The sequence below is a fragment of the Pseudomonas sp. PA-1-6B genome (assembly GCF_021609545.1).
Taxonomy (GTDB): Bacteria; Pseudomonadota; Gammaproteobacteria; order Pseudomonadales; family Pseudomonadaceae; genus Aquipseudomonas; species Aquipseudomonas fluorescens_BV.
In genome coordinates this window covers 107,484-121,700 of the sequence record NZ_WJZM01000004.1, presented here as the reverse complement: position 1 = coordinate 121,700, position 14,217 = coordinate 107,484, and the positions used below count along the sequence as shown (strand labels likewise).

Annotated in this window: 13 protein-coding genes; 8 read left to right on the top strand and 5 right to left on the bottom strand. The window is 59.5% G+C overall.

Annotation, left to right across the window (positions count from 1 at the left end):
* The first annotated feature begins 1 nt into the window (after position 1).
* Together GIV35_RS04060 and GIV35_RS04055 are read left to right on the top strand one after the other, a co-directional pair.
* Entirely contained in the window at positions 2-970 is a 969-nt protein-coding gene (locus GIV35_RS04060; protein ID WP_213154056.1) for an ABC transporter ATP-binding protein, read from the top strand.
* Positions 970-1,941 (top strand): peptide ABC transporter ATP-binding protein, encoded by a 972-nt coding sequence (locus GIV35_RS04055; protein ID WP_003188483.1) that lies wholly within the window; start codon positions 970-972, stop codon positions 1,939-1,941. Before GIV35_RS04060 ends, GIV35_RS04055 begins: the two co-directional genes overlap by 1 nt.
* 141 nt (positions 1,942-2,082) lie before the next feature.
* Here GIV35_RS04055 and GIV35_RS04050 read toward each other — a convergent pair whose 3' ends face one another.
* From GIV35_RS04050 to GIV35_RS04040, 3 genes are all read right to left on the bottom strand, one after another.
* A complete protein-coding gene (locus GIV35_RS04050) occupies positions 2,083-2,304 on the bottom strand; it encodes a hypothetical protein (protein WP_233475119.1) in 222 nt (73 codons plus the stop codon).
* A gap of 221 nt (positions 2,305-2,525) precedes the next feature.
* Positions 2,526-2,945 (bottom strand): hypothetical protein, encoded by a 420-nt coding sequence (locus GIV35_RS04045; protein WP_213154057.1) that lies wholly within the window; start codon positions 2,943-2,945, stop codon positions 2,526-2,528.
* Between the two features lie 276 nt (positions 2,946-3,221).
* Positions 3,222-4,805 carry a peptide chain release factor 3 gene (locus GIV35_RS04040; protein WP_034126275.1) on the bottom strand — a complete coding sequence of 528 codons (1,584 nt, stop codon included), beginning with the start codon at positions 4,803-4,805 and terminating at the stop codon, positions 3,222-3,224.
* A gap of 332 nt (positions 4,806-5,137) precedes the next feature.
* On the opposite strand from GIV35_RS04040, the gene GIV35_RS04035 reads away from it, so the two are divergent.
* The 5 genes from GIV35_RS04035 to GIV35_RS04015 all read left to right on the top strand — a co-directional run bounded on the left by GIV35_RS04035 (position 5,138) and on the right by GIV35_RS04015 (position 10,196).
* Positions 5,138-5,854 carry an ABC transporter permease gene (locus GIV35_RS04035; protein WP_004372306.1) on the top strand — a complete coding sequence of 239 codons (717 nt, stop codon included), beginning with the start codon at positions 5,138-5,140 and terminating at the stop codon, positions 5,852-5,854.
* Between the two features lie 20 nt (positions 5,855-5,874).
* The gene (locus GIV35_RS04030) at positions 5,875-6,768 is read left to right on the top strand and encodes a glycine betaine ABC transporter substrate-binding protein (RefSeq protein WP_105225757.1); all 894 of its coding nucleotides are present in this window, start codon (positions 5,875-5,877) and stop codon (positions 6,766-6,768) included.
* Between the two features lie 12 nt (positions 6,769-6,780).
* Complete coding sequence (locus tag GIV35_RS04025; protein WP_003188473.1) at positions 6,781-7,434, top strand: ABC transporter permease; 654 nt, start codon at positions 6,781-6,783, stop codon at positions 7,432-7,434.
* Positions 7,431-8,588 (top strand): osmoprotectant ABC transporter ATP-binding protein OsmV, encoded by a 1,158-nt coding sequence (locus tag GIV35_RS04020; protein WP_236264346.1) that lies wholly within the window; start codon positions 7,431-7,433, stop codon positions 8,586-8,588. The genes GIV35_RS04025 and GIV35_RS04020 overlap by 4 nt, the downstream gene beginning before the upstream one ends.
* Positions 8,589-9,032: 444 nt before the next feature.
* Positions 9,033-10,196: a type III PLP-dependent enzyme gene (locus tag GIV35_RS04015; RefSeq protein WP_003188470.1), complete on the top strand. Its 1,164-nt coding sequence runs from the start codon at positions 9,033-9,035 to the stop codon at positions 10,194-10,196.
* A gap of 70 nt (positions 10,197-10,266) precedes the next feature.
* Here the strand turns inward: GIV35_RS04015 and GIV35_RS04010 are convergent, their stop codons facing one another.
* Positions 10,267-11,016 (bottom strand): tetratricopeptide repeat protein, encoded by a 750-nt coding sequence (locus GIV35_RS04010; protein WP_223023436.1) that lies wholly within the window; start codon positions 11,014-11,016, stop codon positions 10,267-10,269.
* Positions 11,017-11,018: 2 nt separating this feature from the next.
* On the bottom strand, positions 11,019-11,699 hold the full coding sequence (locus GIV35_RS04005; protein WP_034126270.1) for a Fe2+-dependent dioxygenase: 681 nt from the start codon (positions 11,697-11,699) through the stop codon (positions 11,019-11,021).
* 205 nt (positions 11,700-11,904) lie between these two features.
* Between GIV35_RS04005 and GIV35_RS04000 the strand changes: the two genes are divergently transcribed.
* The gene (locus GIV35_RS04000) at positions 11,905-14,190 is read left to right on the top strand and encodes a TonB-dependent receptor (RefSeq protein WP_236264347.1); all 2,286 of its coding nucleotides are present in this window, start codon (positions 11,905-11,907) and stop codon (positions 14,188-14,190) included.
* Positions 14,191-14,217 lie beyond the last annotated feature (27 nt).

Sequence of the window (14,217 nt, the reverse complement as noted above, 5' to 3'; positions counted from 1 at the left end):
CATGTCACTTTTAGAAATCAAGAATCTCAACGTACGCTTCGGCGACAAGACCGCCGTGCCGGTGGTCGATGGCCTCGACATCTCCGTCGACAAAGGCGAAGTACTGGCGATTGTTGGCGAGTCGGGTTCGGGTAAATCCGTGACCATGATGGCGCTGATGGGCCTGATCGAGCATCCCGGCATCGTCACTGCCGATGCCCTGAGTTTCGACGGCAAGGACATGCTCAAGTTGAGCAACCGCCAGCGCCGTCAGATCGTCGGCAAAGACCTGGCGATGGTGTTCCAGGACCCGATGACCGCGTTGAACCCCAGCTACACCGTGGGTTTCCAGATCGAAGAAGTGCTGCGCCTGCACCTGAAAATGTCCGGCAAACAAGCACGCAAACGCGCCATCGAGCTGCTGGAAAAGGTCGAGATCCCAGGCGCTGCCAGCCGTATGGATGCCTACCCGCATCAATTGTCCGGTGGTATGAGCCAACGCGTGGCAATCGCCATGGCGATTGCCGGTGAGCCCAAGTTGCTGATCGCCGATGAACCGACCACTGCGTTGGACGTGACCATCCAGGCGCAGATCATGGAACTGCTGCTGGCCCTGCAAAAAGAGCAGAACATGGGCCTGGTGCTGATCACTCACGACCTCGCGGTGGTTGCCGAAACCGCCCAGCGCGTGTGCGTGATGTACGCAGGCCAGGCGGTGGAAGTCGGCCAGGTGCCGCAGCTGTTCGACATTCCGGCACACCCGTACAGCGAAGCGTTGCTCAAGGCCATTCCCGAGCACAGCCTCGGTGCTACGCGCCTGGCCACGTTGCCGGGCATCGTGCCCGGCCGCTACGACCGTCCGCAGGGTTGCCTGCTGTCGCCGCGCTGCCCCTACGTGCAGGACTCCTGTCGCGCCCAGCGGCCGGGCCTTGATCCGAAAAGCCACAGCCTTGCCCGCTGCTTCTACCCGCTGAACCAGGAGGTGGCGTAATGGCCGTCGTACTTACCGCCCGCGACCTCACCCGTCACTACGAAGTGTCCCGTGGCCTGTTCAAGGGCCACGCCACCGTGCGCGCCCTTAATGGTGTGTCTTTTGAGTTGGAGGCCGGCAAAACCCTCGCCGTGGTAGGCGAGTCGGGCTGTGGCAAATCCACCCTGGCCCGCGCCCTCACGCTGATTGAAGAGCCCTCGTCGGGCTCGTTGAAAATCGCCGGGCAAGAGGTGGCTGGCGCCGACAAGGCCCAGCGCAAGCAATTGCGCAAAGACGTGCAGATGGTGTTCCAGAGCCCCTATGCTTCGCTGAACCCACGCCAGAAAGTCGGTGATCAACTGGCCGAACCGCTGCTGATCAACACCAACCTGTCCGCCGCCGAACGCCGCGAGAAAGTGCAGGCGATGATGAAGCAAGTGGGCCTGCGCCCTGAGCATTATCAGCGCTACCCGCACATGTTCTCCGGCGGCCAGCGCCAGCGCATCGCGTTGGCCCGCGCCATGATGCTGCAACCCAAGGTGCTGGTGGCAGACGAACCGACCTCGGCGCTGGACGTGTCGATCCAGGCCCAGGTGCTTAACCTGTTCATGGATTTGCAGCAGGAATTCAACACCGCCTACGTGTTCATCTCCCACAACCTCGCGGTGGTGCAGCACGTGGCTGACGATGTGATGGTGATGTACCTCGGCCGCCCGGTTGAGGTGGGCCCCAAGGAAGACATCTACGCACGCCCGCTGCACCCTTATACCCAGGCGCTGCTGTCGGCCACCCCGACCATTCATCCGGACCCGAGCAAGCCGAAGATCAAGATCGTCGGCGAACTGCCCAACCCACTGAACCCGCCGCCTGGCTGCGCGTTCCACAAGCGTTGCCCGTATGCGACGGCGCGTTGCAGCAGTGAAGAGCCGCTGTTGCGTCCTTTGGATAACCGGCAGGTGGCTTGCCACTACGCGGAGCAATTCGTGGCCTGACCGCCCTTGTGGCGAGGGAGGATGCTCCCTCGCCATGCACGTGCGGTTTCCAAAGCAGGTAATACAGCGTCCTACTGCCCTTCCCGTCAGGTTGCGCATCAGCCTGGCGGGCGGGGCTTCTTTTCGGGTTGGCGCCGCGTCTCAGGTTTCGCCGTCATCAAAGGTCTCACTGTCCTCCCCTTCGTTGATGGGGTTTTCCGGATACCTGACATCCGTGGGCTGGGGCTGCGGTTTCCAGCTGCCGGAGTTGACCTCGTTGGCCTTTTTCTTGGTGACAGGGCCGGTGTCTTTCCATTGGGGCGTACCATCGCCGGCCAGTGCCGGCAGCGTTGTCAGCCTGGGCCTGCCAGTAGCATCAGACAAATAACGTATCGAACATTTCGCACGGTGGTCTCCTTCGCAGGCAATGTGTGAAAACTAGACCCGATACAGGGTTCTCGCCAATTCCCAGCCTTTATAGAGACAAAAAGGGCGAAGCCATGACAGCTTCGCCCTTATCTCAACCGCTAAGATCATGATGATGCTCACCTCCCATTATCACCTGATTGCCCAATGCTGGAGCCAGGCGAGAGAACCTTTCGAGACTATAATGCAGTAACGTTTTGCTTCAATATAAAGAACCCTTCGACGCGTCTCATCGAGCCGTGAACATCCACATTGAGATCAAACTTAAAAAATCCGGCTTTCTTTGAAGGATTTATCATTCCAGTAACAAAACCGGACGTCACTTCAGTACTGTTCCCTGCCAAAAAACTCTGCACATGGAATCCCTGACCGACAGGCGTATTGATGCCCCAAAAATCATACGAGTCGAATACAAACATAAAGCCCGTTTCACGAATACCGTTTTGAGTGTCCCGACCTTTAAAAGTCGGTGGAATCGGTTGCGGCCCCTCTTCAAGATATACGTATTTATACTGCGGGATTACCAGCCCCCCGCCTTCAAAACGATATTCAAAATGCCCAATAGCATTCTGTATCTGCTCTTCCTCATGACTGACCATGATCCAATCTCCATGCGAGGTAACCTGATATAAAGATCTGTACCTTCAAATCAAAAACCAAAACCAAAACATGCTATTGAACTTCTACGTATAAGCATTGACGATAGGCCTTACGACCTCCTCGCCTATCTAACGGCTGAGCGCTATAAAAATCTACTGTCAAACTTCACAGTTGACTTTAGCCGTCTACGCAGTCAAAAAAACCCTAAAGATAAAATCTTTAGGGTTTTTAGTTAGCTTTTCAAGATGTTAGCTTTTCAAGATGAGAAGCCTAAATCAATGGTGCTCACGAGTAGCGCGGAACTTCACATCCGGCCAACGCTCTTCCATCAGCGCCAGGTTCACCCGGGTCGGTGCCAGGTAGGTCAGGTGACCACCGCCGTCGATCGCCAGGTTTTCCACGGCCTTGTTGGAGAACTCTTCCAACTTCTTCTTATCGCTGCAATCAATCCAGCGCGCCGAATACACCGTGATCGGCTCGTAGGAGCACTCCACCTTGTATTCCTCTTTCAAGCGGCTGGCGACCACGTCGAACTGCAGCACACCCACGGCGCCGAGGATGATGTCGTTGCTGCGCTCGGGGAAGAACACCTGGGTGGCGCCTTCTTCGGCCAATTGCTGCAAGCCTTGGCGCAGTTGCTTGGACTTGAGCGGGTCACGCAGGCGCACGCGGCGGAACAGTTCCGGGGCGAAGTGCGGGATACCGGTAAAGCCCAGCGCTTCGCCTTCGGTGAAGGTGTCGCCGATCTGGATGGTTCCGTGGTTGTGCAAACCGATGATGTCGCCGGCGTAGGCTTCTTCGAGCTGTTCACGCTCGGAGGAGAAGAACGTCAGGGCGTCGCCGATGCGTACGTCCTTGCCGGTGCGCACATGGCGCATCTTCATGCCTTTTTCGTAGCGGCCGGAGCAGATACGCATGAAGGCAATACGGTCGCGGTGCTTGGGGTCCATGTTCGCCTGGATCTTGAACACGAAGCCGGTGAATTTCTCTTCCACCGGTTCCACGGTGCGCTCGTTGGCGACGCGGGCCAGCGGGCGCGGGGCCCAGTCCACGACGGCGTCCAGTACGTGGTCGACGCCGAAGTTGCCCAGGGCGGTACCGAAGAACACCGGGGTCAACTGGCCGTCGAGGAACTCCTGCTGGTTGAACTCATGGCAGGCGCCCTGCACCAGTTCCAGTTGGTCGACGAAACGGTCGTACTCGTCACCCAAGTGGGCGCGGGCTTCGTCGGAGTCGAGTTTTTCAATGATCTTGGTTTCGGTGCGTTCATGACCGTGGCCAGCGGTGTAGACAATGATGTAGTCGTCGGCCAGGTGGTACACGCCCTTGAAGTCGCGGTAGCAACCAATCGGCCAAGTGATCGGCGCGGCCTTGATCTTCAGGACGGCCTCGATTTCATCCAGCAACTCGATGGGGTCGCGGATGTCGCGGTCGAGTTTGTTGATGAAGCTGACGATCGGCGTGTCACGCAGACGGCACACGTCCATCAGCGCGATGGTACGTGGCTCGACGCCTTTACCGCCGTCGAGGACCATCAGCGCCGAGTCCACCGCGGTGAGGGTGCGGTAAGTATCTTCGGAGAAGTCTTCGTGCCCTGGGGTGTCGAGCAGGTTGATCATGTGCTCGCGATAGGGGAACTGCATGACCGACGTGGTAATGGAAATACCTCGTTGTTTTTCCATTTCCATCCAGTCGGAGGTGGCATGGCGGTCGGATTTGCGCGATTTCACCGTGCCGGCTACCGCGATCGCCTTGCCCATCAGCAACAGCTTTTCGGTGATGGTGGTTTTACCGGCATCGGGGTGGGAAATAATGGCGAAAGTGCGGCGTTTCGCGACTTCGGCGGCCTGGTGGGTCATGGGAAATCGCCTGGCAGGTGAGTCAAAAAAGGGCGGCGAGTATAGCGCAAACGCGAGGGTACGGACCACCGTTGAGCCCATTGGGGGTGGCTAAATGCGCCCAAGTGTGGAACCTTTTAAAAGGTCGAGACGTCCACTCCCCTGCTACCGCACTCGGAACAGGGGCTGAAATATCAGCAAGTTAGCCTGACGAGGCTGCGCTCATGGCTCGATCGCATACTGCATTGCCAGTATCGGCGAGTTGCTTTTCGCGAACTCATTCAGAGGCAGCCAGGAATGGCATTGCCGCCGGAAAATGTGTTCGCCGACAAAAGAAAAAAAGGAGTCCGCCTGTGGCTATTCGCTATGGCAAAGGGCTGATAGGAGGCGCGGTTGTCGTCGCGCTCCTGGCCCTGCTGGTCCACTGGATCGGCATCAACACGATCGAACTGTACCGCGACGATTTGTTGTTTTACCTGCAAGCTCATCTGATTCTGGTTTTAGTCTCCATGCTGGCAGCCCTGATTGTGGGCATTCCCGCCGGTATCCTGCTCAGCCGACCCAACATGGTCGGGCGTGCAGAACGTTTCATGCAGATCTTCAACATCGGCAACACCGTCCCTCCCCTGGCCGTACTGGCCATCGCCCTCGGCGTCCTCGGCATCGGCAGCGGCCCGGCCATCTTCGCGCTGTTCCTCGCCTCGCTCCTGCCCATCGTGCGTAACACCTACGAAGGCCTGAAAAACGTTCAGGGCTCCCTCAAGGAAGCCGCCACCGGCATCGGCATGACCCCGCGCCAGGTGCTGTTTCGCGTGGAGCTGCCCAACGCCGTGCCGATCATCATCGGCGGTGTGCGCGTGGCCCTGGCGATCAACGTCGGTACCGCACCGCTGGCGTTCCTGATTGGCGCCAACAGCCTGGGCAGCCTGATTTTCCCCGGCATCGCCCTGAACAACCAGCCGCAACTGTTGCTCGGCGCCGCGTGTACCGCGCTGCTGGCATTGCTGCTTGATGGCCTGGTGACCATGGCCAGCCGCCTCTGGCTGGAACGCGGGTTGCGCCCGTCTTAAGGCCCGGTAAAGGAATTCACATGAAAAAACTGAGCTTGATATTAGGCTGCGTCCTGCTGTTTGCAGGTATTGCGCAAGCCGCTGAAAAACCCGTGATCCGCATTGGCGCCCGGGTGTTCACCGAGCAGACCCTGCTCGCCGAAATCACCTCCCAGTACCTGCGCACCAAGGGCTACGACGCCCGTGTGACCGGCGGCCTGGGCAGCAACCTGGCGCGTAGCGCCCAGGAAAGCGGGCAACTGGACCTGATCTGGGAATACACCGGCGTGTCGCTGGTGGCCTACAACCATATCGACGAGAAACTCGACAGCGAACAGTCCTACGCTCGGGTCAAAGAACTCGATGCGAAAAAGGGCTTGGTCTGGCTGTCGCCGTCGCGTTTCAGCAACACCTACGCACTGGCGCTGCCGGAGAAAGTTGCTGAGGAACATCCCGAGATCAACAGCATCAGCGATCTCACCAAAGCCATGGCCGAAGACATCAAGGAACAGCGCCTGGTCGCCCTGGACACCGAGTTCGCCAACCGCTCCGACGGCCTGGCGGGCATGGTTAAGCTGTACGACATGAACCTGACGCGCAAAAACACCCGGCAGATGGACGCGGGCCTGGTCTACACCGCGCTGCGTAATGGCCAGGTGTTTGCCGGACTGGTCTACACCACCGACGGGCGCCTCAACGCCTTTAAGTTGAAGCTGCTCGAAGACGACAAGCACTACTTCCCCGACTACACCGCAGCCCCGGTGATCCGTCAGGAATACCTCGACCAGCACCCGCAACTGGCCGCCGAACTCAAGCCTTTGGCCAACTTGTTCGACGATGAAACCATGCGTCAGCTTAATGCACGCGTCGACGTCGACCATGAAAGCCCGTCCGCCGTTGCCGCCGATTTCCTGCGCCAACATCCAATCAACTAAAAAGGAGAAGACATGGAATTTTTGAACGCCTTTTCCCATCTTGATTGGGCCCAGGTCCTGCACCTGACCTGGCAGCACATCACCCTGGTCGGCATCGCCGTGATCCTCGCGATTTTTATCGGCGTGCCCCTGGGCATTCTGATGACGCGCTTTCCAACCCTGGCAGGTCCCTTACAAGCCAGTGCCACGGTGCTGTTGACGGTGCCATCCATCGCACTGTTCGGCCTGCTGCTGCCGTTCTACTCCAAGTTCGGCCAGGGCCTGGGGCCAATGCCGGCGATCACCGCCGTGTTCCTCTACTCCCTGCTGCCAATCATGCGTAACACCTACCTGGCCCTCACCGGCGTTGAGCCAGGCATTCGCGAAGCCGCACGCGGCATCGGCATGACCTTCGGCCAGCGCCTGCGCATGGTCGAACTGCCGATTGCGGTGCCGGTGATTCTCGCTGGCGTGCGTACCGCCGTGGTGATGAATATCGGTGTGATGACCATCGCCGCCACCATCGGTGCCGGTGGCCTGGGTGTACTTATTCTGGCTTCCATCAGCCGCAGCGATATGTCGATGCTGATCGTCGGCGCCGTGCTGGTCAGTCTCCTGGCCATCTTCGCCGACCTGCTTCTGCAATGGCTGCAACGCTCGCTGACTCCAAAAGGATTGCTCAAATGATCGAACTTCAAAATCTGTCCAAGACTTTTCAAAGCAACGGCAAGACGGTCACCGCCGTCAACGATGTGAGCCTGACCGTCAACGAAGGCGAGATTTGCGTATTCCTGGGGCCCTCGGGTTGCGGCAAGAGCACTACGCTGAAAATGATCAACCGCTTGATCAAGCCCACCTCGGGCAAGATTTTGATCAACGGCGAAGACACCACTGACCTCGACGAGGTGACCCTGCGTCGCAACATCGGCTACGTGATCCAGCAGATCGGCCTGTTCCCCAACATGACCATCGAAGAGAACATCGTGGTGGTGCCCAAGCTGCTCGGCTGGGACAAGCAGAAATGCCACGACCGCGCCCGCGAGTTGATGAGCATGATCAAGCTGGAACCCAAGCAGTACCTGCATCGCTACCCGCGTGAGCTGTCGGGTGGGCAGCAACAGCGCATCGGTGTGATCCGCGCCCTGGCGGCGGATGCGCCGCTGCTGCTGATGGACGAGCCGTTCGGCGCGGTCGACCCGATCAACCGCGAGATGATCCAGAACGAGTTCTTTGAGATGCAGCGCGCGCTGAACAAGACGGTGATCATGGTCAGCCACGACATCGACGAAGCCATCAAGCTGGGCGACAAGATCGCCATCATCCGCGCCGGCAAACTGCTGCAGATCGACCACCCGGACACGCTGCTGGCGCACCCGGCCGACGAGTTCGTCAGCAATTTCGTGGGCCAGGACAGCACCCTCAAGCGCCTGCTGCTGGTAAAAGCCGAAGACGCGGCGGACAACGCCCCGTCGGTGAGCCCGGAAACACCCGTGGCCGATGCGCTGGAATTGATGGACGAGCACGACCGCCGCTATGTGGTGGTCACCTGTTCGGAGAACAAGGCGCTGGGCTACGTACGCCGTCGCGACTTGCACCGCCAGGCCGGCACCTGCGGCCAGTACCTGCGCGAGTTCAACGCCACGGCAGCGTATGACGAGCATTTGCGCATCCTGCTGTCGCGCATGTACGAGTTCAACCGTTCGTGGCTGCCGGTGATGGATGCGGAGCGGGTATTCCTCGGGGAAGTGACCCAGGAGTCGATTGCCGAATACTTGAGTTCTGGTAAGTCCCGTGGGGGCAAGACCAGTATCGTGTCTCCAGCCGAGACCGCGCTGGTCTGATCCGCCGCTATCGCAGGCAAGCCAGCTCCCACATTTGAACTGCATTCTTATGTTGGAATGCATTCCCCTGTGGGAGCTGGCTTGCCTGCGATGAATACACCGCAAATCCACCTGATTGGCCCCATCCGGGGAACATCAATCCGTCACACCGGTCGGTTACATAAGTAGCTGCACGCGGCCGCGCGACGAACGCGTGCAAAAACGCGACATTTTTAGTTGATCCCACGCCCGCCAAGCCCTAAAGTTCGCGCCGAACGTCCATGCTGGAAACGATCCATCCGGCTCAAGTACTGACGACGAGACAGCAAGGCCAAGGGCAGCTTACCCCGTGGCCTTTTTGCTTTCGGCGACATGCCTTGGGAAGTAGGCGAACCAAAGTGGGGATACGGAGGACGTTCATTTGCACCCATTGATCAAATTAGTTTGCCCTTAGGAGTTCCCAGCATGTCGATCAACGTCGAAGATTATTTCGCGCGCGCCACTTTTGACAAAATGAAGGCGTTCGCCGACAAGCAAGAAACCCCGTTCGTGGTGATCGACACCGCGATGATCAGCCAGGCCTACGATGACCTGCGCGCCGGTTTCGAATTCGCCAAGGTGTATTACGCGGTCAAGGCCAACCCGGCCGTCGAGATCATCGACCTGTTGAAAGACAAGGGTTCGAGCTTCGACATCGCATCGATCTACGAGCTGGACAAGGTCATGGACCGCGGCGTCAGCGCCGACCGTATCAGTTACGGCAACACCATCAAGAAATCCAAGGACATCCGCTACTTCTATGAGAAGGGCGTGCGCCTGTTCTCTACCGACTCCGAAGCCGACCTGCGCAACATCGCCAAGGCCGCGCCGGGTTCGAAAGTGTATGTGCGTATCCTCACCGAAGGCTCGACCACTGCTGACTGGCCGTTGTCGCGCAAATTCGGCTGCCAGACCGACATGGCCATGGACCTGCTGATCCTCGCCCGCGACCTGGGCCTGGTGCCTTACGGCATCTCGTTCCACGTCGGCTCGCAACAGCGCGACATCAGCGTGTGGGACGCGGCCATCGCCAAGGTCAAGGTGATCTTCGAACGCCTGAAGGAAGAAGATGGCATCGAGCTGAAGCTGATCAACATGGGCGGCGGCTTCCCGGCCAACTACATCACCCGCACCAACAGCCTGGAAACCTACGCCGAAGAAATCATCCGCTTCCTCAAGGAAGACTTCGGTGACGACCTGCCGGAAATCATCCTGGAACCAGGCCGTTCGTTGATCGCCAACGCCGGTATCCTGGTCAGCGAAGTGGTGCTGGTGGCGCGCAAGTCCCGTACCGCCGTCGAGCGCTGGGTGTACACGGATGTGGGCAAGTTCTCCGGCCTGATCGAAACCATGGACGAAGCCATCAAGTTCCCGATCTGGACCGAGAAGAAAGGCGAGATGGAAGAAGTGGTCATCGCCGGCCCGACCTGCGACAGCGCCGACATCATGTACGAAAACTACAAGTACGGCCTGCCATTGAACCTGGCCATTGGTGATCGTCTGTACTGGTTGTCGACCGGTGCCTACACCACCAGCTACAGCGCGGTTGAGTTCAATGGGTTCCCGCCGCTGAAATCGTTTTACGTGTAAGAACAGCGGTAAGTTTTAAGCGACAAGCTGCAAGAAGAAGCCCATGACTTGTCATGGGTTTTTTTATGGCTCAGGAAAAGGCCGCGGCTCGTTGTTGGTAGGCCTCGGCCATGGCGCGAATCCGCGGGTCATCCGCCTGCGCCAGCGCCTTGTGCGCCGTTCGCAGAAACTTGAGATTCCCGCCTGCCAGCGCCTTGTGCAACCATTCCAGCGCCGCGTCGATCTGGCCGCTGTCGGCCAGCACCGCCGCATGGCTGAACTGCCCACGAAAATCCCCTGCCTCGGCTGAGCGGCGATACCACTCAACGGCCACCTCAACATCCTTGGGGCAATGCTGCCCGTCTTCCAGGTAACGCCCGAGCAGGTTCATCGACTTGGCATGGCCCTGTTCGGCAGCCTGGCGATACAGCGCCAGTGCTTGCGCCTGGTCTTCAACAACGCCACGGCCGGTAGCCAAGAGGTTGGCGTAGTTGTACTGCCCCCAATCCAACCCGGCGTGTGCCGCCAGGCGATATTCCCGTACTGCGGCGGCTTCATCGACAGCGCAGCCCCAGCCATGCTCGCGGCAGCGCCCGATCATATTGCGCGCCATCAGGTGCCCGCCCTGCGCGGCAATCTGGAACCAGCGCAGCGCCAGGGCCTCATCGCGGGCAATGCCGCGCCCTTCCAGCAAGATTTGCCCGAGCAGGGCCTGGGCCTCGACCACACCTGCCTTGGCGGCGATCAGAATGGCCTGGGCGGCGCGCACCGGGGAGTCATCGAGCATGCTCTGCAATTGTTCGACATTGAGCACTTCTTCGCGGCGCAATAAAAAACCCATGCTCAGACCTCGACCCAGCGGCGCAACAGGTTGTGGTAGGTGCCGGTGAGCTGGATCAGCGCAGGGTGGTCGGGCACGTCGCGGGTCAGTTGCTGGATCGCGCCGTCCATCTCGAACAGCAAGGTGCGCTGGCTGTCTTCGCGCACCAGGCTTTGGGTCCAGAAGAACGAGGCATAGCGCGCGCCACGGGTCACCGCGTTGACTTTGTGCAGGCTGGAGCCGGGGTACAGCACCATGTCGCCAGCGGGTAGCTTGACCCGCTGCAGGCCGAAGGTGTCCTGGATCTCCAGTTCGCCGCCGTCGTACTCGTCGGGATCGCTGAAGAACAGCGTGGACGACAGGTCGGTGCGCACGCGCTCGTGGCTGCCTTTGGGCTGGCGCACCGCATTGTCGATATGAAAGTCAAAACTGCCGCCAGCGGTATAGCAGTTGAGCAGTGGCGGGAAGACTTTATGCGGCAGCGCGGCCGACATGAACAGCGGGTTGCTCCACAACCGCTCCAGCATGGCTGCGCCAATTTCCTTGGCCAACGGGTGACCTTCAGGCAATTGCAGGTTGTGCTTGGCCTTGGCCGACTGGTGACCGGCGGTGATTTTGCCGTCAGCCCATTCGGTCTCTTCCAGGGCCTGGCGAATGCGCAGCACCTCCTCGCGAGAGAACAGGCCGGGAATGTGCAGCAACATGGGGCAATACCTGGGATCAGAGAGGCGTCAATGGTATTGATTCTTATCCTCTCTGTAAAACACGGGGACGAACGAGAGCGCAAAATCCGTAACAAAAAAGTGTAAAGAATGTAAATTTGATGCGAATAGCAATATCTCGCAATTGATACAAAGTCTTGTTGGCCCTATATTCCGCGGCCTCACATCCTTGGGGAAGGGACACGTCATGTCGCGCACTACTCTAAAAATACCGGCCCGTTCGCCACGCATGCTGGCCTCCGCCATTGGCGTTGCCCTGAGTGCCGGCTCCGCCGCCCACCTGGCGCAGGCGGCTGAAAATACCGAGCCAAAAGGCGAGCGCAATCCTATCTCCCTCGGCGCCACCAACATCACCGGCCAGGAGCAGGACAACACCTCCTACCAGGTGGAGAAAGCTTCGTCGCAGAAGTACACCGCGCCGCTGGTGGACACGCCGCGTTCGGTCACTGTGGTGCCGCAACAAGTACTCAAGGACACCGCCGCCACCTCGCTGCAGGACGCGTTGCGCACCGTACCGGGTATCACCTTCGGCGCCGGTGAAGGTGGCAACCCTCAGGGCGACCGCCCGTTCATCCGTGGTTTCGACGCCCAGGGCGATACCTACCTCGATGGCGTACGCGATACCGGTGGCCAGAGCCGCGAGATCTTCGACATCGAGTCCATCGAAGTCAGCAAAGGCCCGAACTCCTCGTTCGGTGGCCGAGGCTCGGCCGGTGGCAGCCTCAACCTGGTGAGCAAGACCCCACAAGCGCGGGACTTCACCAACGGCGGCTTTACCTACGGCTCCGACCAGACCCGCCGCTACGTGCTCGACGTGAACCGCCAGTTCCTGGACGACAGCGCGGCATTCCGCCTGAACCTGATGAGCCATGAACAAAACGTGGCCGGCCGCGACGCGGTGAATTACGACCGTTGGGGCGTGGCGCCGTCGCTGACTTTCGGCTTGGGCACGCCGACCCGTGTCAACCTCAGCTACTACCATATGGAAAGTGATGACCTGCCGGATTCGGGTATTCCCTACGGCTACGGCTCGTCGACCGCCACGGCCCACGTGCATGACAAACCCAACGACGGCGGCGACAGCAACAACTTCTACGGTTTGAAAAGCCGTGACTTCCGCAAAACGCGTGCGGACATCAGCACGTTCTCCATCGAACACGACTTGAACGACAACATGACGCTCAAGAACACCCTGCGCCACGGCAGCACCGGCCAGGACTATGTGCTCACTCAGCCGGATGACAGCAAGTTCAACGTCAACCGCTACGGCACTGTCTGGCGTCGCGCCAACAGCCGTGTCTCCACCACGACCACAACCACCAACCAGACGGATCTGTTTGGCAGCTTCCAGGCCTTGGGCTTCAAGCACACTTACTCCACCGGCCTGGAATTTACCGGCGAAGAAACCCGCGTCAGCGGCTACACCGTCAGCCCTAACGCCAACCCGGTGTGCACAACGGCCAAGGGCAGCCTGGGCGGCCAGTGCACCTCACTGAGCAACCCGAACCCCGACGACGCCTGGAACGGCAGCATCGCGCGCAACTACAACGGTACCAACACCAAGGCCACCAGCCGCGCCGCCTACGTGTTCGATACCATCGAACTCGATCCAAAATGGCTGCTGAACGTGGGGTTGCGCTACGACACCTTTGACACCGAAGCCAACACCAACGCCATCGCCGGGCGCACCAAGATCAAGGACGACAGTCAGTTCTTCAACTGGCAGGCCGGCCTGGTGTGGAAGCCGGTGGAGAACGCCAGCATCTACGCCTCTTACGCCACATCGGCCACGCCAGCCGGTGGCCTGGTAGGCGAAGGATCCGACGGCAACCCGCTGTCTGCCGGTGCCGCCACCAGCGACTTGCAGCCAGAAGAAACCGTCAACTACGAACTGGGCACCAAGTGGGACCTGTTCCACGACCGCCTGTCCCTGACCGCAGCCGTGTTCCGCACCGAGAAGAAAAACACCCGCATCCTGGTGGATGCGCTCACCTACCAGAACGCCGGTGAATCTCAGGTCGACGGCATCGAGTTGTCCGCCAGCGGCAAAATCACCGAACAATGGCAGGTGTTCGCGGGCTACAGCTATCTGGACAGCGAACTGGTCAAATCCGGCCTCAACGGGCGTAACGGTGTGGTGAGTGCTGGCTCCAGCAAAGGCAACCAGATGCCCAACACGCCGAAGAACTCCTTCAGCCTGTGGACCACCTACGACATCACCCCCAAGCTGACCATCGGCGGCGGCGCCTTCTATGTCGACCAAGTTTACGGCGATGTCGGCAACACGGTGTATGTACCCTCCTACACCCGCTACGACGCCATGGCCAGCTACAAGCTGACCAAGAACGTCGACCTGCAACTGAACGTGCAGAACCTGACCGACAAGACCTACTACGACAAGGCCTTCTCCACGCACTTCGCCAACCAGGCGGCCGGTCGTACGGCGTTGTTGACCACCAGCTTCCACTTCTAAAAGCGGTCAAGGTTCAGCCAGAAGCCC

Excerpts from the sequence above, each read along its gene's own strand:
- GIV35_RS04060 (WP_213154056.1), top strand. The coding sequence starts at position 2 with ATGTCACTTTTAGAAATCAAGAATCTCAACGTACGCTTCGGCGACAAG.
- GIV35_RS04055 (WP_003188483.1), top strand. The coding sequence starts at position 970 with ATGGCCGTCGTACTTACCGCCCGCGACCTCACCCGTCACTACGAAGTG.
- GIV35_RS04045 (WP_213154057.1), bottom strand. The coding sequence starts at position 2,945 with ATGGTCAGTCATGAGGAAGAGCAGATACAGAATGCTATTGGGCATTTT.
- GIV35_RS04040 (WP_034126275.1), bottom strand. The coding sequence starts at position 4,805 with ATGACCCACCAGGCCGCCGAAGTCGCGAAACGCCGCACTTTCGCCATT.
- GIV35_RS04030 (WP_105225757.1), top strand. The coding sequence starts at position 5,875 with ATGAAAAAACTGAGCTTGATATTAGGCTGCGTCCTGCTGTTTGCAGGT.
- GIV35_RS04025 (WP_003188473.1), top strand. The coding sequence starts at position 6,781 with ATGGAATTTTTGAACGCCTTTTCCCATCTTGATTGGGCCCAGGTCCTG.
- GIV35_RS04020 (WP_236264346.1), top strand. The coding sequence starts at position 7,431 with ATGATCGAACTTCAAAATCTGTCCAAGACTTTTCAAAGCAACGGCAAG.
- GIV35_RS04015 (WP_003188470.1), top strand. The coding sequence starts at position 9,033 with ATGTCGATCAACGTCGAAGATTATTTCGCGCGCGCCACTTTTGACAAA.
- GIV35_RS04010 (WP_223023436.1), bottom strand. The coding sequence starts at position 11,016 with ATGGGTTTTTTATTGCGCCGCGAAGAAGTGCTCAATGTCGAACAATTG.
- GIV35_RS04005 (WP_034126270.1), bottom strand. The coding sequence starts at position 11,699 with ATGTTGCTGCACATTCCCGGCCTGTTCTCTCGCGAGGAGGTGCTGCGC.
- GIV35_RS04000 (WP_236264347.1), top strand. The coding sequence starts at position 11,905 with ATGTCGCGCACTACTCTAAAAATACCGGCCCGTTCGCCACGCATGCTG.